At 35.4% G+C, this 23,619-nt stretch carries 16 protein-coding genes and 2 pseudogenes; 3 read left to right on the top strand and 15 right to left on the bottom strand.

The features are described from left to right. Positions 1 to 17 precede the first annotated feature (17 nt). From ACVR1G_RS04635 to ACVR1G_RS04595, 9 genes and pseudogenes are all read right to left on the bottom strand, one after another. Positions 18 to 1,544 (bottom strand): zinc ABC transporter substrate-binding protein AdcA, encoded by a 1,527-nt coding sequence (locus tag ACVR1G_RS04635; protein ID WP_447452030.1) that lies wholly within the window; start codon positions 1,542 to 1,544, stop codon positions 18 to 20. 218 nt (positions 1,545 to 1,762) lie between these two features. Continuing rightward, entirely contained in the window at positions 1,763 to 2,674 is a 912-nt protein-coding gene (gene whiA, locus ACVR1G_RS04630) for a DNA-binding protein WhiA (RefSeq protein WP_447452029.1), read from the bottom strand. Further along, positions 2,671 to 3,648: a YvcK family protein gene (locus tag ACVR1G_RS04625; protein WP_447452028.1), complete on the bottom strand. Its 978-nt coding sequence runs from the start codon at positions 3,646 to 3,648 to the stop codon at positions 2,671 to 2,673. The genes whiA and ACVR1G_RS04625 overlap by 4 nt, the downstream gene beginning before the upstream one ends. Further along, positions 3,645 to 4,532: an RNase adapter RapZ gene (rapZ, locus tag ACVR1G_RS04620; protein WP_447452115.1), complete on the bottom strand. Its 888-nt coding sequence runs from the start codon at positions 4,530 to 4,532 to the stop codon at positions 3,645 to 3,647. The genes ACVR1G_RS04625 and rapZ overlap by 4 nt, the downstream gene beginning before the upstream one ends. Then, positions 4,516 to 5,286 carry a DUF1003 domain-containing protein gene (locus tag ACVR1G_RS04615; protein ID WP_447452027.1) on the bottom strand — a complete coding sequence of 257 codons (771 nt, stop codon included), beginning with the start codon at positions 5,284 to 5,286 and terminating at the stop codon, positions 4,516 to 4,518. Before ACVR1G_RS04615 ends, rapZ begins: the two co-directional genes overlap by 17 nt. 359 nt (positions 5,287 to 5,645) lie before the next feature. Next, complete coding sequence (locus tag ACVR1G_RS04610; RefSeq protein ID WP_447452026.1) at positions 5,646 to 6,023, bottom strand: RidA family protein; 378 nt, start codon at positions 6,021 to 6,023, stop codon at positions 5,646 to 5,648. A gap of 131 nt (positions 6,024 to 6,154) precedes the next feature. Further along, positions 6,155 to 7,255, bottom strand: a complete 1,101-nt coding sequence (locus ACVR1G_RS04605; RefSeq protein ID WP_447452025.1) for an iron-containing alcohol dehydrogenase family protein — start codon at positions 7,253 to 7,255, stop codon at positions 6,155 to 6,157. A 248-nt stretch (positions 7,256 to 7,503) separates the two neighbouring features. After that, positions 7,504 to 8,636: pseudogene (locus tag ACVR1G_RS04600) on the bottom strand (ISAs1 family transposase). 232 nt (positions 8,637 to 8,868) lie between these two features. Further along, positions 8,869 to 10,635, bottom strand: a complete 1,767-nt coding sequence (locus ACVR1G_RS04595; protein WP_447452024.1) for a DHA2 family efflux MFS transporter permease subunit — start codon at positions 10,633 to 10,635, stop codon at positions 8,869 to 8,871. A gap of 177 nt (positions 10,636 to 10,812) precedes the next feature. Between ACVR1G_RS04595 and ACVR1G_RS04590 the strand changes: the two genes are divergently transcribed. Next, positions 10,813 to 11,352: a TetR/AcrR family transcriptional regulator gene (locus tag ACVR1G_RS04590; RefSeq protein WP_447452023.1), complete on the top strand. Its 540-nt coding sequence runs from the start codon at positions 10,813 to 10,815 to the stop codon at positions 11,350 to 11,352. A 611-nt stretch (positions 11,353 to 11,963) separates the two neighbouring features. Here the strand turns inward: ACVR1G_RS04590 and ACVR1G_RS04585 are convergent. After that, entirely contained in the window at positions 11,964 to 12,506 is a 543-nt protein-coding gene (locus tag ACVR1G_RS04585) for a TetR/AcrR family transcriptional regulator (protein WP_447452022.1), read from the bottom strand. A gap of 130 nt (positions 12,507 to 12,636) precedes the next feature. Here ACVR1G_RS04585 and ACVR1G_RS04580 point away from each other — a divergent pair, with 130 nt between their 5' ends. Then, a complete protein-coding gene (locus tag ACVR1G_RS04580; RefSeq protein WP_447452021.1) occupies positions 12,637 to 13,137 on the top strand; it encodes an HXXEE domain-containing protein in 501 nt (166 codons plus the stop codon). Positions 13,138 to 13,958: 821 nt separating this feature from the next. Here the strand turns inward: ACVR1G_RS04580 and ACVR1G_RS04575 are convergent. Beyond that, on the bottom strand, positions 13,959 to 14,591 hold the full coding sequence (locus tag ACVR1G_RS04575) for a 4'-phosphopantetheinyl transferase family protein (RefSeq protein ID WP_447452020.1): 633 nt from the start codon (positions 14,589 to 14,591) through the stop codon (positions 13,959 to 13,961). Between the two features lie 10 nt (positions 14,592 to 14,601). Next, the gene (locus tag ACVR1G_RS04570) at positions 14,602 to 17,322 is read right to left on the bottom strand and encodes a thioesterase domain-containing protein (RefSeq protein ID WP_447452019.1); all 2,721 of its coding nucleotides are present in this window, start codon (positions 17,320 to 17,322) and stop codon (positions 14,602 to 14,604) included. A 280-nt stretch (positions 17,323 to 17,602) separates the two neighbouring features. On the opposite strand from ACVR1G_RS04570, the pseudogene ACVR1G_RS04565 reads away from it, so the two are divergent. Next, positions 17,603 to 18,790: pseudogene (locus ACVR1G_RS04565) on the top strand (IS110 family RNA-guided transposase). Positions 18,791 to 18,880: 90 nt separating this feature from the next. Here the strand turns inward: ACVR1G_RS04565 and ACVR1G_RS04560 are convergent. Genes ACVR1G_RS04560 through ACVR1G_RS04550 form a run of 3 tightly spaced genes read right to left on the bottom strand, consistent with a single transcriptional unit; the run spans position 18,881 to position 23,610 of the window. Then, positions 18,881 to 21,949, bottom strand: coding sequence for an amino acid adenylation domain-containing protein (locus ACVR1G_RS04560; protein WP_447452018.1), 3,069 nt, complete (start codon positions 21,947 to 21,949; stop codon positions 18,881 to 18,883). 2 nt (positions 21,950 to 21,951) lie between these two features. Next, entirely contained in the window at positions 21,952 to 22,398 is a 447-nt protein-coding gene (locus tag ACVR1G_RS04555; protein WP_447452017.1) for a Zn-ribbon domain-containing OB-fold protein, read from the bottom strand. Continuing rightward, complete coding sequence (locus ACVR1G_RS04550) at positions 22,399 to 23,610, bottom strand: thiolase family protein (RefSeq protein WP_447452016.1); 1,212 nt, start codon at positions 23,608 to 23,610, stop codon at positions 22,399 to 22,401. Positions 23,611 to 23,619 lie beyond the last annotated feature (9 nt).

Below are 23,619 nucleotides of genomic sequence, written 5' to 3'. Positions count from 1 at the left end.
AGTTTTTTATGTATAGTTTAGGTGTGAACAACAAGATCTTGTGCAATCTCATGTCCTGTCATGTCTTTAGGATAGTAGGTTGGCCAATTATCCATTTCTTTAAGAATGGCTTCTTGGCTACTAGCTCCCCAAAATAGATGGAAATGACTGCTCTTAGTCTTTGATATATTATGATCGCTAAACTGAATGTATTTAAATTCTCCAGCTTTGCTATCGGTTGCTTCAAAGAGATAGCGGACACCACGGTTCCCCTTTTCATAGGTCAATATTTTGTAGCCTGCATACTTATAGGTATACGTATACTTTTTGCCATTTTTCGTAAAGCTTACCTGATTTTTATCCCCTTTTATAAAGATCGCTGTAACACCTGTCTTATATCCCTTGCTATAATAATCCTTATATTCCTTAGCGGTCATATCCTTATTAAGCTTAGCCTTGTAGTCCCAGACTTGGTCCAAGGTTCCATCTGTGAGATAAGGATAGACAGACTGCCAGTTGCCCGACCAGTCGGACAATTTACGATTGGTCACATCAGCATCCTTGAAATAGCCTTTTTGTACAGTTTTTTCAGGTTCCTTAGCCGGCACCTCCTGTCCCTGACCATCTGTTGTTTTACGGAGATTAGTAAGGTTCCTTCGCATGATTGAAATATAATTTTCGCCCCTATCTAGTTCTTTTTGCGTCAGACTTTCAACAGGGTTTAAAACAAGGGTCTGAACACCAGCTTCTTTGGCCAAAGTATCAGAAACAGCTGATGATGCATTTTCTTCAAAATAGACATACTTGATACCGTAATCTTTTACTTGCTGACTCAGTTCAGCTAAATGCTGGGCTGAAGGATCGCTTTCAGCTGAGAATCCATTGATATGGATCTGGCTAAGCCCATAATCTAAGGCTAGATAATTAAAAGCGGCATGCTGGGTAACAAAACTAGTTTGTCGAGCTGGAGAGAGCGCATTACTATACTCTTTATCCAGTTTTTCTAACTTCTTAATATAAGTGGCAGCATTTTTTTTAAAGGTATTAGCCTTATTTGGAAATTTTTTAGATAAACTGTCGCGGATATTCTCTACTAGTTTAATACTACGGTGAGGAGATAACCAGACATGAGGGTCATACTCATGATGATGACCCGCCTCAGATTCTTCATGATCATGCTCGCCTTCGTCTCCAGCTAGTAAAAGCATATCGCCTGTTACCTTAATAAAGGTTGTCTTATCCTTGCCAATTGACTTTTTAATTTTAGGAACCCAGGTTTCCATATTTTCGTTGTCATAAACCAGAGCATCTGCTTCCTGCATGGCGGCCACATCCTTGGTTGAGGGCTCAAAATCATGTGGCTCCGTTCCAGCCTTTATCAAGAGCTTGACTTCACCTTGATCTCCCACTACTTCCTTGGTAAATTCATACATAGGATAAAAGGTGGCTACAACTTTGATCTTCCCATTGGTTCGTTCTTGGGACTTATTGAACCAAATCCCTCCAATGATGGCACAAATAAGCACAAACAAACTTCCAAAAATGATGGTTTGCTTTTTTTTCATTTTGGTTTCCTTTCCTTAACCAGTTAATTAAATTGTTTACTGGTTAAGTATATCATATTTTCCTGTAAGTGCAAGGCATTTTATTAAAAAATTAAAAATAAACCGATAGTCTTTTTTGACTACCGATGTAGAAAATATTTTTATTTGCTTTCCTTGGTATACTTAGCAAGTAATGGAAAAAGAGCGAATCTATATTGAGCCTTACTTAAGCTTATGCACTAAAGTTCATCCGCGATTTTATTAATTTTTCGCAAACGGTGATTGACGCCACTTTTAGTTAGGGGGATTTCTAAATTATCAGCAATTTGTTGGATAGAATACTCTGGGTGATCGACACGAATTTGGGCAACTTGTTGTAATTCTGCTGGTAGGATATCTAAGCCAGCAGTATCCATAATTTTGATAATATTATTGATGGTCTTCATGCTAGCTGTGACCGTTCGGGTAATATTAGCTGTTTCTGCATTAGTCGTGCGGTTGAGATCATTGCGTGCTTCACGCATGACTTTTACTTCTTCGAAAGTAGCCTTAGCAGCCACTGCACCGATGACAAGTAAGAAATCCATGATATCCTCGGCTTTTTGTAGGTAGGTCACCGAACCGTTTTTATGATCAATCACCTTGGCATCTAGCATAAATTTGCGCATCAATTGAGCCAAATCTTCAGCATGATCCTGATAAACAGAAAAAATTTCCAGCTGATACTTTCCCGACTCCGGATCACGAATAGAGCCGCTAGCTAGGAAAGCACCGCGAAGATAGATTCGCCCTGCCTCATCGTTTTCCAGCACACGCTGCTCAATACCAGTTTCAATCCCAAAAAAAGAATCTGCTAGCTGAAGGTCGGAGAGAATTGTTTCGACATCTTGATCTACAAAAACGGTATAAACTCGGTTTTTCTTTAGATTAGTCTTTTGATGGTAGCGAATATCGGGTTGACTGGCGTAGAGACTTTCCAATAAGGAGTAAATATGACGGGCAATCTTTGCATTCTCTGTTAGAATTGACAGCGTCAGTCCCTTGCCTGTCAGTCCCAAACTTCCTGACATCTTAATGATTGCAGATAACTGACTGCGATCAGTATCTCTTAAGGCTAGCACTTCTTCTTTAACTTGAGTCGTAAAACTCATCGTTTTCTCCTTTTTGTCAAGCGCATCAGTTCCTCCACGACTAACTCACCATGGTGGAAGGCTCCGCCATTTTCTAATCGCAGGAAGTTAGAAGAAATGACCCGCTTAACTAATTTTTGCAAACCAACAAAATCATGTTCTACCTGTACCAAATACTCATCAAATTTATTGGTATCCATATAATCTTTTGGCACCGGCTCAACATTGACAAGAACAGTATCAATAACATCAGCACCTAGATGTCGATTGAGCACAGCTACATGATCCGCATCTGTAAAGCGTTCAGTTTCGCCGTACTGGGTCATGATATTGCAGACATAAGCAACTTCAGCCGGAGTTTCAAGAAGCGCCTCCCTAATCTCAGGGATAACAAGGTTGGGCAAAATTGAGGTAAAAAGCGACCCCGGTCCTAGGACAATCATGTCACTGTCCAAAATGGTTTCAACAACCTTACGGCTGGCCCTGGGTTGCTTAGCATTGTAAGTATTAGTCACAAAAACATGATCTATCATACCATCATAGTCCGCAATGCTGGACTCTCCTACAACTTCATGGCCATCTTGAAAGACAGCATGAAGGGTTAAAGCATCCTCACTGGCTGGGTAGATTTTCCCTGTCGTATGGAAGAATTTACTGAGAATTTGCATAGCATGGTAAGTTGAACCCTGCATTTCAGAAATACCTGCAATGATTAAATTACCCAAAGGGTGACCGGAAAGCGCACCATCATCGTCATTAAAACGATACTGGAAAATTTTCTCATAAAATTTAGGCATGTCACTCATAGCGACTAGGACATTGCGCAGATCTCCCGGTGGTGTTAGTTGCATAGCAGAACGTAATTCACCTGAGGAACCGCCATCATCTGCCACTGTTACAATAGCGGTAATATCAACATTTTCATGTCTAAGACTTTTGAGCAGAACAGGAATCCCGGTCCCACCGCCAATAACGGTTATCTTGGGTTTTCTCATGAGCGATTCACCGTTTCCTTGCGCCTATCCTTATCACGATGACTTTCATTAACTGTCCAACCTTTCTTCAACTCTTCAGCTAGTCGATGGGCAAAAGCCACACTGCGATGTTGACCGCCTGTACAACCGATGGCAATCGTCAAAACAGATTTTCCCTCTTTCTGATAGCCCGGTAAAATCGGATTAATAAGGGCCAACAAGTGACGGTAGAAGTTCTCAGATTCATCATGGCTCATCACATAAGAAACCACTTCCTGATCTAAACCAGTATGATTGCGCAGTTCAGGAATATAATAAGGATTCGGTAAGAAACGAACATCAAAGACTAGATCAGCATCAAGGGGTAAACCATATTTAAAACCAAAACTCATGACCTCAATTCGAAAAGGAGCCGCATCATTCTCTGAGGAGAACTGTTCAGCAATTGTTCTACGTAGCTGACGCGGTGTCAACTCTGTCGTGTCCACGACATTTTGACTCATGCTTTTTAAAGGAGCCAAGAGTTCCCTTTCCAGCTTAATCCCATCCATTACCCGGCCAGCGGCTGCAAGGGGATGACTGCGGCGGGTTTCTTTGTAGCGAGCAACCAGCTCGCCATCTGTAGCGTCCAAAAAAAGAATTTTAAACTGGATATTCTGATTTTTATCCAAGTCATCTAAAATTGAATTAAGTTCCTTAAAAAACAGGCGGCTGCGCATGTCAACAACAAGAGCTACCTTGTCATTTTCTTCACTTTGGCTGACAAGCTCCATAAATTTAGGTACTAAAGCCGGAGGCATATTATCAATCGTAAAGTAGCCCATATCTTCAAACGATTGGATAGCAACGGTCTTTCCTGCACCGCTCATGCCAGTTACTATAACAAGATTAATAGGATTCGTCATCATTTTTACTCCTCTCCAGCTGATCTTTCAGCTCATAGCTGGTTGCTTGTAAATCATCTAGCTGCTGAGTTAGGGAAGCTAGCATCTCCGTCTGCAGTTTTTGCACCTCTAGCAAATCAGATTGGTCCTGCTGGACAAGGTGATCCAGCTTAGTGTGTAAAAGACGGATCCCCTCTTCTGATTTCTTATTAACATTAAAGTCGTTCTTAGCTTGCAGGCGGTCATAGTCAGATGCTCGATTCTGACTCATCATAATCAAAGGAGCCTGAATAGCTGCCAAAGTAGATAAGGCCAGATTTAATAAAATAAAGGGGTAGGCATCAAATTGAATACCCAAGGGCTTGTAAATGTTCAGAGCCATCCAAATCCCCATAAAGAGAATAAAACTGATAATAAAGGTCCAGGAACCGCCAAAACGTGCGACATCGTCAGCTATTCTCTGACCGAATGTAACCTTGCGATCCAATACTTCCTGAACATCTAAGGTTTCATAATTTTTATTTTTAGTCACATCGTAGACTGTCTCACGAATGTAATCATTCTTAACCTGTGCCCGCTCGATAGTCTGGTTGAGAAAGAGGAGCCGATAATGCAGCAAATCTTTATTACTGATAAAAGCTGTATCCTCTAAATGTGGATGGTCATGTTTCAATAAATTTTTTAAGCGGTGGTCAATTTCCGATAAAAAGACCCCTTCGGTAGGGCGATAGGGCTGATGATTTAAAGCGTCAAAGATAAGCTCATCTTCTGGCATATAGAGACCTTCTTTCTATTCCATATTATAGCATAAATAACCAAGCAGCCAAAATAGAGGAGGGCTCTTATAAGCAGTAAGACGCTTAAAATGCCCCCAAATAGCAGTAGTCATACTTATACTATACTACTCTTGTCCAGCCTCTTTTTAAAATGGCAAAAAGCTCTGAACAAAGTTAAAATAAACAGTTAACAAAGGGGCCCAAGTCTGGAAGGACAGATTGAGTTATACTTGTACTTCAAAGCCCTCACTTATAAAGCCCCCGAACTTAACGACGGAAACGAGGTTAAAATATTATTCAAACCAAAAAAGAAAAAGAGATCTCACTTTTTGACATCTCAATCTCTTGTTATCTACGCCTACTTTAAGTAAGCAATTACTTCAATTTCAACCTTGACATCTTTAGGCAGACGGGCAACCTCGACGGCTGAACGCGCAGGGAATTCTTCTTTGAAGGCCGTTGCATAAACTTCGTTAAAAGGCACAAAATCATTCATGTCACTTAGGAAGCAAGTGGTCTTAACTACATGGTCAAAATCAGTACCTGCCTCAGCCAAGATGGCTTTAATATTATTAAGTACCTGCTGGGTCTGTTCCCGAATGGTCGTCCCTAAAACTTCTCCTGTCTCTGGTGACAAGGGTACTTGACCAGAAGCAAACAAGAACTCCCCTGCTTGCTTAGCCTGTACATAGGGGCCGATAGCTGCTGGTGCTTTATCAGTATGGAAAGTTTTCATGGTTGTTTTCTCCTTATATTAAGATACAGAAAGGGTTCGCGGATCAAGCAAAATAGGAGCTTCGACCAAGGCGTTTGTGTCTAGAAAGAAGTTATTTTTTTGCATCATCCGCCAAGAGCACAGAGACATTATCAGTTATTGGATAAGTGCTGTCCTAGCTGATTTACCCCACGAATAGCTTGGGCAAATTGTTCTGAATCAAATGGTGTATTTTTATATTCATTGGTGGTAACTGCCACTTCTACAATTTTCGGAATATCATCCTCAGTTAATCCCAATTCTTTCAAGGTTATCGGCAAGCCCAAGCTCCTGTTAAATCTAGCGACACGTTCTAGCTCTTCTTGCTCTTGATAGTAAGCATGCAGAACCAAAACACCATAGGATACGACTACTCCATGTAGGTATTCTCCTGAACGTTTGATTGCCGTAGTCCCATTATAAAAAGCATGGGCATGGCAAGAATTATAATAGAAATCTGGCTGATTAACTAAGTTGGAGGCATAACCAGTTGAAACAACAATATCTAGTGCAATTTCTTCGATTGCTTTAGAAGGTCGGTTATGCTTGACATCTTCCATACCAGCCTCGCCGTAGCGGTAAAAAGCATCTTTAGAGGACAGAGCCACAGCTTGGCCCAAGCTAGCTGTATGGGGAAGATCTACTAGGCCCCTGTTCTTAGCTTCTGCTACAGCATGCTCGACTTCAGGTGCTTTTGAAATACCATCACCGATACCAGCCCAGAAATATTTTTCAGGCGCATTAGCAATCACTCTGGTATTAATAAAGATATGCAAGGGGGAATCAGGATAGCCATAGCGCAAAAGTGAGTGATCATCCTTATAAACTACGGCAATAGCAGTTCCAGCAGAACAGTTAGAACAAATAGTCGGAAAGGTAAAGGTCGGTTTATCCAACTCTTTTGCTACCATCTTGGCTGTATCGAGTGCCTTACCACCACCGAAACCAAAGATAGCATCAGCCTTTTGGACATCCGGAGTCGCCACTAACTTATCAATATTAGTTTGCGTTGAATCCTTGCCGTAAACAAAACTGCCCTTTACCTCAACCTCAGCTGCTTCCAAAATGGCACGAACCTCTGACTCTGTGGCTCCCAAAGCTCTTTTTCCTCCAATGAGGACCACACTTTTGACACCGTAAGGTTTTAGTACCTCAGGAATCTCCTTATAGCAGTCTTCACCATAGCTGTAATTAGCCATTACATTTGTTGTCATTACGCTTCCTCCTAAAATTAGGTGGTCATCGTCTATTTTTGGGCGGTGACAAATATGAACATAAAGGGAGGCTAGCCTGACTGACCAGACACCACTTTATCGCTGTACCATTTATTATAGCAAAGTTTTCAGAAGATTGAAACGAAAGTCCAAATAAAAAACACGTCTTACGCACGAAAACTTTCTCTTCATCTTTTTGTGCCCTCACATCACTTTTGAAAAGATAATTTTTTAAATCAATCATCTGCTTAGCCCCTCTCTCCAAATAATTGGACTAAATAGTCTTCCAAATGAACAGAGATATACCGTTGTTTGCGACGATAGCTGAGAGCTTTTTTAGGAAATGCCATCACTTTGAGAAATATAAACACATTTTTCGAATAAGATTAAGGTTAAAAACTGCTCTTTTATCCAATGTCTGATGATGATCTTCACGATAAACCACGTCCAATAACCAATGCATGCTTTCGACACACCAATGACCTCGGACACTGGTGGCAAATGCGGTGACATCTGGCTTAAAACTAAAGATAAAATAACGAATCTCTTGATTCTGTTGACCATCCTTATCAATGGTGTTACGAGTCATCCCAATACCACATAATTTATGCCATTTGGGATGGTTTTGACACAACCACTTGATATCAGAAGACACCCAATAGTCTCGAACTTCAATCTGTCCTCTAGCTTTTTCAATGGTCTGATAATACTGTCCCTTTTCTTGTAGTTCTTCCAATACGTTGACATCACTAAAATAAAGGGTAATATCGTCATAAAGCGTCTCTTGATTCCTTTTGACGGCTAGGCAATAATCTCCTTTGCCTTTGATAATCTCATCCACAATCTCTGTCTGTGTTCCCATAGCATCTATGGTCACAATGCCTTTACGGATATCAATGGTGCGCAGTAATGGAGGAATGGCAACAATTTCATTACTTTTCTCCTCAACCGCTACCTGACCTAAACTAAGATGATGACCTCCATCATAAGCCGTCACAATATGAACAGGTTTCTGATTTTTACCGCGATTGTCTCGAATGGTTTTACCGTCCACTGAAATAAGTTTATGAACAGCTCCTGAGCTCGTCAATGATTGTTCAAATTGAACGTTAAGCTCTTGTAAACGATCTGGGTTTACAAGACTAACCACACGCTCTAAGGTATCATGAGACGGACAACCATCACTCAAATCAACATAGTCCGCAAACAATGGTTCATTCATTTCAATAAAATCTTCCATCTCTGTCCATGTTTCAATACCAGCCAATTGGCAGCAAAATACCAAGAAGAGAATCGTCGACAAAGGGTAATGAATTTTCCAAGCTTGACGACTATCCAATTCACCTGCGCAATCATCAACAGAAATAATAAAATCAATCATCGTAGTCACCTCATCTATAGTGTACTACTTTGATTGATTTTGTCATTATGAATCTAGTTTTCTGAAAACAAAATTTTCTTCATGCGTTTGGCGTGTAAATAAAAAACCTAAAAGGAACTGCAAACTGACAATCAGCTTAACATTCCCGTAGTGTCAGTAGCCCCAAAGTCAAATTTATAAATACCATTATTTCTAGAACAGATATAATAAAGTTGAGCCATGTTCAACATTATTAATCTTTCTTATCTGTCATATAGGCAAGGGGTAGGCATACTAGAACGATGAGACCACCAATATTGAACACTTGGTCGAATGCTTGACTCAATTCATCATTTTTAGATTTTACAATATTTTTCAGGGAGTCCGTTAACTCTTTCTTTTGTGCCAATAGTTGGATAGCCGTACTCATCTTCTTTTGCCCCATTGACAGGCTGGACAAGCTTGATTTCAACTGTGGAAGTGGAACAGCACCAGCAATTTTTTCAGAACCAGCAACCATCAGCTCATTAGCATCATAAAGCTTACGATAATCACTACCCTTTTTAGGCTTAGGCAATTTACTTTTATCCTGCGCTGCTTGCTTGATTCTTTTAACCATTGTGTTTTGTTTCTTTGATGTATTAGTACTATTTTTAGATGTTTTAAAAGTATTTCTTATTTCTTCACGTGCGACTTTCTTTACTTTTGTTGATAGAACACGATGATCAATTTGATGATAAGCTTCTTCTTTAATATTAGCTTTTGCTGTATTAATATTTCCGTTTAAAATAGTAACAAGCAAAGCTATACCTAAAGCCTGTCCAATATACCTTGAAGCGTTGACAATACCTGAGCCGATCCCTGTTTTGGTAACTGGCAGGTATTTTACTGAGGAAGTAAGCGCCATCGCCATAAAACCAAGTCCAAGGCCAATAATAATATTACAGCAAACGATAATGCCTTTTGAAGTGTTCTGTTCAACAAATCCCAACATAAATAGACCACCAGCTGTAACTACTATTCCAATACCAATTAACAGCTTAGCACTGAGTTTTTGGTAAACTTTTGTTGCCAAGGGCATACCTACTGCTATAGCTAGAGAAGCTGGAACGATGAGATAAGCTGAGTGCAGTGCTGAGTAGTTGCGGACATTTTGTAAAAAATAATTCACTACAAACGAAGGCACGATAATAGCAAAGCCAAAAACCATATAGACAATACTGGAAGCCGTAAATGTTTTTTCTCGAAATAAGGAGAGTTCTATAATTGGTGATTTGACTTTTCTCTCAGTAAGAATAAGAAGAACTAAGCCTACCAAGCTTAGCATGAAACTTGATACGATTACATGAGAAGTCCAACCGTATTCTCGCCCTTCTAACAGACCAAAAATCAACCCTCCTAATGCGACCGTTAAAAAAATTACTCCTAACCAATCAATACTCTTAGTTATACTTGAGTCATATGATTCCTGTGTTCCAATTAAAATAAACATAAAGGCTAAAACAGCTATCGGAACATTAATGCCAAAAATCCAGTGATAACTGGTCCAATTAATGATGATTCCCCCTATAACAGGGCCTCCAGCTGCCGCAATAGCTCCAAAAGCCCCTATAACAGCAGTAATTCGGCTTGTTTTCTCTTTTCCAAACAGTTCAATCCCCATAGGCAAAACAATGGGAGTAAGAATCGCTCCTCCAAGTCCTTGAAAAAAGCGATAAATAATGAGGGGGAGGAGTGAACTTGCAGTCATACAAGCAAATGAAAAGCCTCCAAATACTATAACACCAATGAGCATGACTAACTTTCGACCGTAAATATCCGCTAATTTAGATGCTGTAATAATAAAAGCTGACATAGCTAAAACATAGATTGTAGCAACCCAGCTAGTATCAGTCAGTCCTGTATGTAAATTGTCCATAATATCAGGAAGGGCAATGTTGACAATCGTAGCATCTAGGGCTCCCATAAACATTGCCAGAATAAGGCCGATAAAACCGATGATTTTTCTTATATTCGACATTTAATATGTCCCCTTTCTTAATAAAGAATAAATGTGATAATAAACTACGCAATAAAATATTAGACAGACGTTTCAAATAGGGACGCCGAAATTTATTGATAATTTATAAAAAAAGAATATAATAGTACGTAAAAAATAGCCATAACAAAATTGAACAAGTTGTTAAATTAAGAAAAAATGAGTAAAATAAGACAGACACAAAGTGTAAAACATCTCAAAAACGCCTTAATTGATTTACTATTAGAGAAAGATTACTTCAAAATTTCGATTGGTGAAATTGCAAAACGAGCAAATGTTAGTCGAGGTACCTTTTATCAACATTTTCTGGACAAAGACGATTTGGCCTACACTATTGGTGAAGAAACATTGGAAAGATTCTGGAATATCCTTTCCAAAGGCAACTTGTCCAAAAGGGAAAAAATAGTGGAAACCTTAGAAGAGATTCAATTGGATTTTAAACACTTTAAAGCTATTTCTCAAGCTTCTCACATGGAATTTTCCAAAAAGGTTCAAGAGCTAATAAGAAACCTCATAAGCAATAACCCTGCTTTAAAAAACAATATAAAAGCTCATACAAAAGTTTCTGATGATATTATTATTCAGGTGTTTTGTTCTTCTTTTGAGACCGTAATCTCATCTTGGATAAAAAATGATTTAAAAGAAAAACCTTCGGACGTTGCTGACACTATTATGAAAATTGAAAGGTTATTTTGGTGACAAAAACATATTAATCTTAGTGATGAAGAAGTCTCCGACGGAGGAGAGCTCTTCATTACTTTTTCTTTGTGTTAAAGCAGAAATATCTCGTTAAGTTGTGGATATTTTAATACTAGACATTTCAATAAAAATTGGCAAAATATCTGTTTTAGCGAGAATCTATTCGAAGTCTATGGGATAAATAACATCGTATATTGAAAAAAAGAAAACAAACTCTATAGTTAGAATTTCACAAACACACATATCTTAGGATAGTATCAATTCACAATCTATAAGAAAAATAGGAGAATGAAACAAGCCTGACCCAGATACTTTCCGCTGTGGCAAAAACGCCAGAAATAATCGATTTCTGGCGTTCAGAAGATTTTGAGACTTGGACTCAAAATCTAGATATGAAATTCCAAAGGAAGTTGCTACTGTCCGTGCTACTTAAGGAAAGTAGCATAACACAATAATTCTTTTGATAAAAATCGACTTTTTCTTCAGTCTGAGACAAACTTTGTCTCTTCTCGTGCTTAGCTATAAGTCGCCCACTACAATTGATGATAAGCCTCAAAAGCCATCTATATTAATCTCAACTAAACTATTATATTTATCTGATAGGAACAAGATTATATAAAAATTTTATATGAAGATAAGCTACTCACAATTTTTTGGGACAAATATATTGGCTCCAACCTAAAATTATTTTCCAACCAATACAAAGAAGTGTTCCAAACTCCTCCAATAATCATCAAATCTATAAAAAGTTCATCTTTATTTGAACCATTATGCCACGATAAATCAGAATGTGGTAATACTTTAAGAAATTTTTTTCTTTCTATATCAAGAGCAAATCCTAATAAATTATGTTTCTTTAATAATTTTAAATTATTTTTATTTTTTTTCCAAATTTCAAAATATATAGTCAATAAACTGGAAAAATCCTTTATTTTTTTTTCATCAATAGTTAATAAATAGGTATCTAATAAATCTTCTATAAAAAATTCAACTATAGAATATTTATCCTTAAAATACCTATAAAATGTACTCCTTGATAAATCAGCCTCACAAACTATCTCAGAAATTGTTATCTCATTAAAATTATTATTTTCAAGTTTCTTAAAAAAGATATTAGCAATAGCTTTTTTCGAGGTATAGATCCTATTTTTCATTTCATTATCCTCCTCCTAATGAAACATAATCACTAATTTGTAACATAATTAAATCACTGCTTGCTATGACAAAGAGTAAATTATATAATCTTACCAGACTTAACATATACTAAATAATAAGGAGATAAAAATGACTCTACTGCTTAATTTTTTTATACTACCAATACTTTTCATCTTACATGATTTTGAAGAGTTGATATTTGTACCATTATGGAAAAAGAGTAAAAAGTTTCAGTCCTCAAATCAATTTATAAAATTCTTTGGATATGCTGATAATGGTTCTGCTTTTTCAATAGGGGTTCTGGAAGAATTCGTTTTATTACTTATTATTTCAATAATTTGTCAAATAACTTATAATACAGAATTATATTTAGGTTTTTGCATCGCTTATATCTACCATTTCTTAATTCATCTTAGAATGTGTGTTCAGTATAAAGGATATGTTCCAGGAATATATACTGCTGTTCTTCAAGTTCCAATTATGATCATTATTATTTCCCATTACTGGACAACAGATATTCATTTTACTCTTTACTTAATACCAACAATGTTTTTCTCATACATTAATCTTTATATCATACATAAAATTCTTCCCCTTATACAACATTGGCTGACAAACTTATTCAAATAATTGATAATGGTAAGATTAAATACAGAATTATAGCCAGTTTGTACCAATCTCAAATAGATAAGCCACCTGCTAGCTCAGATCTCTTTATCACATTCTCCCCTTTGAAATAGATCGATACTACTTCTCTTCCTACTTATTCAAAAATATCAGATCTTTTAAGATTTAATATGCTAATCCCCATGATACTAATAAAAAATTCTAGGTTTTAAGCAAAGATAGAAAGATAGTCTGATCCAGACAAGGCTCCAGACCACTCAATCTTCTTCCTAATAACCTGTCAATACAATATCTAACCAATGACATAAAACTGAGAATAGCCATTTCAATGGTTCTTGTTACAACTTTGAGCCTCCAACAATGATACTGTTGAACCCTTTCTATATTGCACCGCAAAAGAGGGTTCAAAATCAGTAACTTTTCTGTGTTAGAGCCTTTTTTAAGACTCTACTAAGTAGACAATAGAAATCATGATCATGAACAGAAGCTGATATCACAACACAACTTAGTTCACAATAAATCCCTATTTATAGGCTTTAAAAGCTGTAAAACCACGTCTTTTTTAAGATTTATAGGCAACAATCACTTGCTCCTTAAAAAATACAAACCTTGTGGTTGCGAGTGGGAAAATGGACAGATATTGGAAAAAACATCCATAATCACGGTACTATCCTGATGGAATGACTGTTATTCTTTGATTAATGAGTCTTGATAAAGGAATGAGATACCAAGCTTTTCGATAAAACCAATAAACAAGCAGATATTTCCATTATTCAACAAGCTGTTGCAAAGGTTCTTAATTATGCTGCTTTGAACTATTAACATTATCTATCACCAAAATAGTATATTCCAAACGACTTTTCCTGACTTGTAAGAGTAATGACATAATCTAATCTACTAATAGTTCTGGAGTTAACTACTTGTTTTTTGTTATTATCTATAATAATATTTGTATTGCTTGAACACTTAATTAGTATGTCTTTCAGATCTTTCTTAAGTCCTACACCTAAAAACTTTAAATAACTTTCTTTAGCTGTCCATATCCTAAAGGGATCAGATAATCGTTCTTCCTGCTGCCAATTTTCGATTATGATTTTGGGAAACTTTCTTTTAGAGTTCTCCACATCAATACCGACACTACTATCCGAAATAGCAACAACAACAAGATTATCAGAATAGCTAATGCTAATAAATTTATTTAACCCAATAATAATTGGTCTACCACAGTGATTTACACTTAAATTAAATTTTAAAGTAGAATTATTTTGTTTCAGATATTCAAAAATCATATATCGGGCAGAAATACTTTGCAAGACACGATTAGTATTTTTTTGAGATAAAATCCTATAATACTCTTTTGGGGTAACTCCACCTTTTATTAAAAGAAAATACAAATTTCTAATTGACTCTTCCAAGGTTAGATTTTCCAATTTTTTATATAAAATAATAGTACTCATATCGTTATAATTATTGCAACCTCTGTAAATGATTTTCAAAAGTAGCAGCTAAACTATTTAAATTACTATCATCGCTCATGCTTGTATAATGATTTCCTGAGACTTGAATCACACATACATTACCCGATGTATAATTCTGCCATTCCTCAGCATCACACCTTTTAATATTCATATCAGTATATACAATATTAGGCATATTCTCTTTTGCTGAAAAGACAATTATATCAGAATTCACCCTTTCCTTGGATTGATTTAATAAAGCAATATAATTAGATTTCCAAATATCAAAAACCCTTTTTATATAATTTATATCCAAACTTTCTGATAAATCCCCGTTATCTTTCATACTATTTACTATGACTTCAATATTTGAATAGTCTTTAATATAGTTTAAACCATATTTGTTATTAGTAGACATAAAATCTAAGACTAAAGGAAATATATGTAAATAGGACTCTTTTAGAGGCTGTTCCCTTGGATAAGCATCTGGTACTAAGCTATCAATCATATAAATTTTCTCAACACTTAAATCTTCTTTTTCTAAAAGTCTAGCCATCTCAACTGCGACATTTCCTCCAAACGAATAACCTCCTAAAAAATACCGTCCCTCTGGTTGTATTTTTCTTATTTGCTGAATATATATTTTAGAAAGTTCTGTAAGTGTTAGTTCGCTATTAATATCTTTAGGAAAAGCAATAGCATAAATATTTAAATAATCTAATTCAATTCGGCTAAATAGTTCTCTAAAACAGAAGACACTTCCTCCTGCAGGATGCACTAAAAACAGATTTTTTGATCCTTCTTTTCCTTTATTCAAACAGTATATATTCGATAGATCAATGCTAGATTTACCAGAGAGTTGGAAATCATTTAAAATATAATCGGTCAATTTCTTTGGAGTTGCATAGTTAAGAAGAACATCTGTCCCTAATTTAATCTTGAATTTTTTATTGATTCTATCTATTAAACCTACAGCAATCAGGGAATCTCCATTTAACTCAAAGAAATCACTTGTCTCTAGAACTTCTTCACCAAGTTCATCTCCCCAAATATTACAAATTTCAGAAATGACATCTGACTCAACTACATCCTCATTTTTCGGCTTCGTAATACTAATTGTCTTTTTCAGTAAAGATTCATTCGGAGTTAATGAATAATTCTGCTCATTAAATGAGTATGTTGGTAGCGAAACAAAATTTCCTCCTTGTACAATACTTAGATTTCTATCGGTAGTTTCATTATTATATAGCTTTCTAACCAACTCTGGAATGTTAGCTGCTTCAAAATTATACTTATTTTCAAAACTTTTTCGACCTTCATTCAAAGTTCGTGTAATATCAATTAATTTAAGTTCAGAGTGATTTTCTAAAAATACCGCTAACTTATTCCTATAACTATCCAAACTAACTTTGCTTTTAGCAGATATCTGGAGGACATAATTTTCTAATTCTTCTTTTTTGCTATTTTCAGTAGATAAACAACTTTCTAAGATCACATGCACATTTGTACCCCCTATGCCAAATGAAGACACACCCACGTAATTTTTCCTATTTTGGGGAAGCTTAATGTTTTCTTGTGTATCTACAAATAATCTAGAGGATTCTAAATTAGCCTGAGGATTTTCTGAAGTGAAGCCAATACTTTTTGGAATAATATTGTTTTTAAGTATCAATGCTCCTTTAATAAGTCCTATAATTCCTGAAGCTGTATCTAAATGACCAATATTAGATTTTACTGAACCTATCCTATGGGGAGTCTGGAAATTATACGCTTTGGATAGCGCTCTAACCTCAATTGGATCTCCAATTTTTGTTCCTGTTCCATGGGTTTCAATATAATCGATGTGTTCGGGATTAATTCCAGAAGAAATAAGCGCATCTTTGATGGCCGCGTACTCTCCACGAACTGATGGAGCAGTATACCCAACTTTATTATTTCCATCATTGTTAATTCCAATACCAGAAATAACAGCATAAATATTATCATTATCTGATAATGCGCGATCGTAAGGTTTTATAACAACTACACCACATCCATCCCCCTTGATCATACCATCAGCATCTTTATCAAAAGCCCTAAGTTGTCCACTTCTAGAAAAAGTTGTTCCCTCCTTGTAGCTATAGCCACTAGCTAATGGAAAAGTAATGCTAACACCACCCACTAAAGCTAAATCACAGGTGTTCAAATCTATATTGCGACAGGCCTCATTTAGCGCAACAAGTGCTGAAGAACAGCCACTTTGTACAGACATAGATGGTCCTGTTAAATTTAGCTTATAAGATACACGAGTAGCATTAAAATCTGTTTCATTCCCGATATAGGTAGAATAGTCAAATCTAATATCTAATCCTTTATTTCTAAAAATATTAGATATTAAATAAGAGCTCTGTGCAGATGAAGCAAATACTCCGATTCTATCCTTACTATTTACATGCGAAGCATCTTCTAAAGCTTCATAACAACATTTTAAAAATATACGTTGTTGAGGATCTGTCAATCTTGCCTCAGCCGCAGTCATTTTAAAAAGATCTATATCGAGACCATAAACATTATCTATCGTTGAAGTTACTGGAATAAAATGTTCATCTTGAGAATAAGGACTTTCCTCTACTTCTGTACTACTTAATTTTCGAAATGACGACTTTCCCATTAATAAATTATCAAAAAATTGAGCCGGAGTATTAGCATCTGGGAAACGTCCTGCTATTCCAATAATTGCGTATTTTCTCATTATTATAATCCTTTCCTTTCACTCAAGGCACAACACTGAATGAAAAGGTGCTGTGTCCTTTGTTTTGATCTATAATTAAAGTAAGAAGATCTATCACTACTACAAATTACGGGGAGAGAGTAAGTGAGTAGTTCAGATATTTATGGGTGTGATTCATCCCATCAAGCACAACTAACTGTGACTCTAAGCATGGACTTGAATAAGCCGTTCGTGTAAGGGATGAGTAGTCAAGGGAGTAAAGGGATAGTTACTTCTCAAATTTGATGAAGGGAGATCCCTCATGTTAAAAATCGTTTATCTCAATTGTTATGGCATTGATATGCATAAAACCTTTATCGTAGCGGTTATTACCATCACCGACAATTAGAGAATCACTAGCTACCATCGTAAACAACTTTCCTACCTTTACGAATGGACTTCTTCAGCTCCTTGATTGATTGGAATACTACTTCTGCTTTGATGTCTGTATAGAATCCACTAGGAAACACTGGATTCCTGTCTTCAATATCCTCGGAGACTCCTACAACATCTGCTTGGCTCATCCCAAGTATGCTAAAGCGATTCGTGAGAAGAAGACCGACAAAAAAGATGCTCAATGGATTACCGACCTCTTCAAATATGATTTCGTTGTTTCTAGCTTTATCCCACCTCTGAAAATCCGCCAACCTCGTTACTTCTCTCGCTATCGCATAAAGCTGATTAACTTTAGGTTAGCGAAAAAATCGTTACTAAAATTGTCTCACTTGGTCCAACTTCCAAATGACAAGGGTCGTTTTCGATGTCTTGGGAAAGAGTGCTCAAGCTATTATTAAAAGTATCCTTGACAATCCAGAGGAGAAAACAAACATTGAGCAGCTGGTTCACAAGAGAATAAAGAATAAAGTCCACGACTTGGAAATCGATATAGAGGGCGATTTGACACCTGAGCAAGCTGAGTCATCAGAGTCATCAAGGCCCACTACGATGCCTTAGCCATCTGTAAAAAAGACTTAGACCAGATGATTTAGGAACTGGGATAAGACTACCAAAATCAGGTTAAACCGTCTTTGGTTTCAAGGAAGAATTATCTACACTAAGAATCATCTCTGAAATTGGAGCAGATATGATGGCCTCTGAAACTGCTGGAAAACTCTGTTCTTAGGCAGGATTAGTTCCTGCAAACAATGAAAGTGCTAGAAAGAATACTCTACTCGCATTTCTAAATGCGGAAGATGCTTCAAAACATTCCTCGTTCAAATCGCTAACGCTGTCGTCGAGTCAGAGAAGCACCCCAAGTTTAGAAACAAATATCTCAAACTCAAGAGATGCATCGAAAAGCTATTATCGCTATCTATCAAAGACTACTGGGGGCTATTATCAAGTCCTCTTAAAATAAGAAAACTATAATCTTGTTTTTCAAGGGCTTACTGAACTAAGAAATTCAGATAAAATGATGTCTGTTCAAGATGCCATTCATTTTGCACGATAGCACGGATTCAACGTATACTAATTTTCAAAAATCAGGTGGTAAGATCTCTTTTTAGTATGCTCTAAATTAGGATAAACAATCAATTAACTATTATTTTTGTAAACTTGCCTCCAGTATATTTTCAATAAATTTTGATACTTCACTTGGAGTGACATAATCAAATAAATCAATCATTGTTATATCATTCTCTGAAAGTTCAAACTCTTTTAAAATCTTATAATATATTTCTGTAATTAAAACTGATGTTCCTCCAACTTCAAAAAAATTATCGTCTTTATTTACTTTAGTGCCTAATACATTACTCCATATGTATATAACTCTTGATAAGATTGTCGCTTCAATATTATCAAGAGTTTGAATATCTTGTTTTCCTAGTCCTTTGTTTACTTTTATTTTGGGTAGCTTAGAGGCATCTATTTTCCCATTCGTATTAAGAGGAAACTCTTCAACTTCAATAAAAAATGAAGGGATCATATAATCTGGTAATTTTGATTTTACTTCTCTTCTTATAATATCAGCCGTGACTTTCCCATATGAAGTTAATTTATAGTAGGCAATGAGCCTCCTATCCCCAGTGTCAAAATCTTGAGACATGACATAGGACTCTTCGCAATAAAAATAACTATTAATTGCACTTTCAATCTCTCCCAATTCTATTCTGTGGCCACTAATTTGTACCTGTTTATCAATTCTACTAATATATTGGATATCACCATTTGATAGTAATTTAACTAAATCACCTGTTCGGAATGTGTTATTTCTTCGATCAAACACTTCCTTGGTTTTTGCCTCATTTTTATAGTATCCTTTCGATACAGCTGGTCCAGAAATAACTAGTTCTCCTTCAAAGCCTGGTAATACCATTTTGTTGTTTTTATTTTTAACGAAAACTAAGGTATTATTAATTGATTTTCCGATATTATTTCTCTTTTTATTGTTTACATCGTACTGTGAAATTTGATGAGCAGTAGAAATAATAGTTGTTTCTGTTAGACCATAAAGGTTAAATACTTTTGGTTTATTATAACCATACTTATCAAACCACATCGCTAAATCTGAGAATTTAATATCCTCTCCACCAATAAAGATATATTCTAGAGATTCAATAAAACTATCTAGAGAAGTGTCAACTTTTTGTAAAGATAAGAAAGCTGATGGGGTTTGTGTTAAAATATTAATGTTATTCTCAATTAAAAAATTACGAAAACGATCAGGAAACTTTCTTATACTCATAGGGACAATATTTAATATCCCTCCTGAGGTGATAGGTGCAATAATTTCAAAAATAGAGTAATCAAAACCATATGAATGAAATAAAATCCAGTTTTTTTCAAGAGGGCTTTTTAAATTGTTTTTGCAAGTATCCATTAGAGTAAATAGTGAACTATGCTTTACTTCAACTCCTTTTGGTATACCTGTTGAACCTGATGTGAAAATAATATAAGCAACTTCATTAATAGATTTTTCCACTCTATTATCGTAATTCTCTACATCTTTTAAGAAATCTTCGATATTTAGATTTATCCGTTCATTAAAGATAGAACTATTGTAATCAGTTAAAACTAGGACATCATCTAATTGATCTAATATGGCACTTTTTCTCTGATCAGGCATACTTTTATCTAAAGGTATATAAATTTTCCCAGACTTGAATATACCCAAAATAATAGCAATTAAGCGATGATCAGATTCTACTGACACTACTATTTTTTCAAAGTTAAAGTTTTTTAATTTATTTGATATCTGTGTTGATAAAATATCTAAATTATTATATGTAATGGCATTGTCCATATATTTAACGGCAAAGGAATCAGGATGTATAATACACTCGTTATGAAACAAATCTAGTACAGATTTATTAACAGCTGGTAGAGCGACTCCTGTCTTATTGTTTTCTAATTCAATTAACTCATTATGTAGTCGGTCTCCCATTTCGGAAATATTAGTAATTTTTTTTGACAAAGAATCCATATTCAAAAGAACATTTTCAAAATATTTTCCAATATAATATGGACTGTATTGACCACTAGTTTGAATATGTACGATAACATCATCATTACGATTTTCAAACTCCATTGCTAACGGAAACATGGGGCTCGTTTGATCAATAATAATATTTTCGCAATCAATATTATTAAAGTTAAAATTAATTTCATACTTATAGAGAGTAACTGAGTTATTCATAAATTTATAATTTTCTCTCTTTGAAACTAATTCTTTCAGATGGTATTGCAAATCAAAGAATTGAAATCTTAAAAGATTATGTAAATTTGAACTCACATCATCTAATAGTTCATAAAGCGTTTCCGATTCTTCTAAATTAATAATCAATGGGAGATTATTGACAAAACAACCATGAGCATGCCTTTCATAGGAACGCCTATTGGCAAGTGGAATTCCGATTGTTACAATCTGTTGGGAGGTTATACTAGAGAGTAAAATGACGTATGACGTAAGTAGTACTTCAAATTCTGTCTTCTTAGATAATCTCATTAATCTCTCAATAATATCTCTAGAAATGATGATATCAATATTTTTTCTGCTAGTAGAGTTATCTATTTCCAAAGAAGACTGCTCTAATGATTTTATCAGAGATAATTTTGAAGCAAAATAATCTTTAGCTCGTTGCTCTCGCTTTTCATTAACTTTTTTGATAGAAGTAGAACTCTCTTCTTCGAGAGGGATAAACTCATTATTATAACCCTTACTAATTTCATTTATCAATTCATAAGCACTATAGATATCACAAATTAAATGACTTATATTAAGAAAGAGATAATATTCATCTGAAGAATCATATGTATTGATAAAAATAATCGCCTGTTGCAATGGCCAAATATTATTATTAAATGGGGTATTTGCAAATAATTTAACCTGTTTCATAACAGTATTACCAAATTCTCGATTAGTAGAACAGGCCAATTCAATAATTTTAGGTTTAAATTTAGTACTACCATCATATACTAACTTTCCATCTTTCAAGTAGGAGTGGTATACTTTATGATTATTGAAGGCATTCATTATTGAAGAATATAATCTATTAACCTTTACTAGACCAGTGAGTTTCCATAAGTAAGGCAAGTTATAAGAAGCATTATCTGGTTTCATTTGCTGATTTAAAATAATTGACTGCTGTAGACTTGATAATTGTTTACTCATCCTTATCCTTCTTTCAATTTGAATTTATAACCATACTTCCAACTAGTATTTGCTGATCGAGATTGTTTTCTAATCACCGATATGACTTGACGACCTATTAGACTATTAATATTATCAATTTCTGGACATTCTATTACTTCCCCTAAAATATCTATTCCTTCTTCTAACTCAATTATCGATAGGTATCTAGGACTTAATTCTCTGTAGCCGATTATAGCAACCTGTGAGATCGAATTTGCTTCAATATTTTTTATTTTTCCTTTACCTGAAAACTTGTAAGTACTTAGTTCTCTGCAAAAACAACATGGACAAACAAATCGTCTTGGATAAAATAATTTATGGCAATTTAAGCATTCACTTCCTTCCAATCTAGTTAGTCCGCCTTGTTCCCTCCAGTCTTTAAGAGAGGACTCTATAGTAGGATTTGCGAGCTGTTCATTAGAAAACATTTAGACCTCCTCATTCTTTAATACTACAGCAGCAGTTGTAGCATATGCGCCACCTATTACAGTAGATAATCCGTACTTTCTCTTCTTTATTTGGAATCCAGAAGCTCTACCTTGTAGTTGTTTCACAATTTCAATAATTTGATATAAGCTGGCACCTCCACCTGCATGTCCCCGAGCAATATTACCTCCATCTGTATTTATCGCTATTGCACTATCAATCGTTCCTCCTCCGTTACATATATACTCGACCGCTTCACCTTTTGAACAAATACCAGCTGCTTCAATAGAAATAAATCCATTGAGCCCTTGATCATATAATTCCAAAATATTTAAATCTTTTACACTAATTTTAGCTTCTGAATATGCTCTATTTATGGCTATTTCTAAAGGAACCCCATTAAATAGCCCCAGATCACTATTTAGGAAATTATGGGGAAATAATGCTTTACTATACCTGTGTGGTATATAATGTGAAGTATTCGTATATCCTCTGCCAGCCACGATAATTTTTTCTTTATTATCACTACTATTTCTACTCTCATTTTCTGTTGCCGATAATATAATCGCACTTGCTCCCTCCCCAGCATTCATAGCATTACCAAAAAAGGGTTGCGTCTCAAGCTCTTTTAAAGTAGGGATATCTTTTCCAAAGTTTGAGGAAACTTCATTTGCAGCTCCATATTTTCTCATTAATATTGAGAACTTTAATAAAGATTCCCTTAGTTTTTGGGGACTAATTTTATATTTACTTATATACTCTTGTTGAAATAAGAAAGAATCAATATGAGAAAATCCCAAATTATAATCATATAAACTATCTGTTGACATTAACATGTAATTTTCAAAGGGCAGTATATCTGTCATTTTATCAAATCCTGCCACCAAAACATGTTTATAGCGCCCACTCTCAATCATTTCACAGCCTTGTAAAAAAGCCATATGCGCACTCGCACAGTTTCCGATATTAATATAAGCTTCTAAAGGAGCTAAACCCAATGCATCGACCAATGTGGGAACAATTCCTCCGTGTCCAATTTCCCCCTCTCCTGCATAAGAAAAACTGGCACCATCAATTAAATTAGGAGAAATATCAGCGTCATCCAATGCTTTGTAGACCGCGTCTACTAGTAATTCTTTAAATGATTTATCAATATGCGGCAACCCAGGAGCATTTGTACATCCAACTCCACTTACTTGAATTTGTATACTCATTATCAATCT

It is taken from the genome of Streptococcus dentasini (assembly GCF_053206945.1).
The sequence above is the reverse complement of the archived record's forward strand: the minus strand, read 5'-3'. Positions and strand labels throughout refer to the sequence as shown.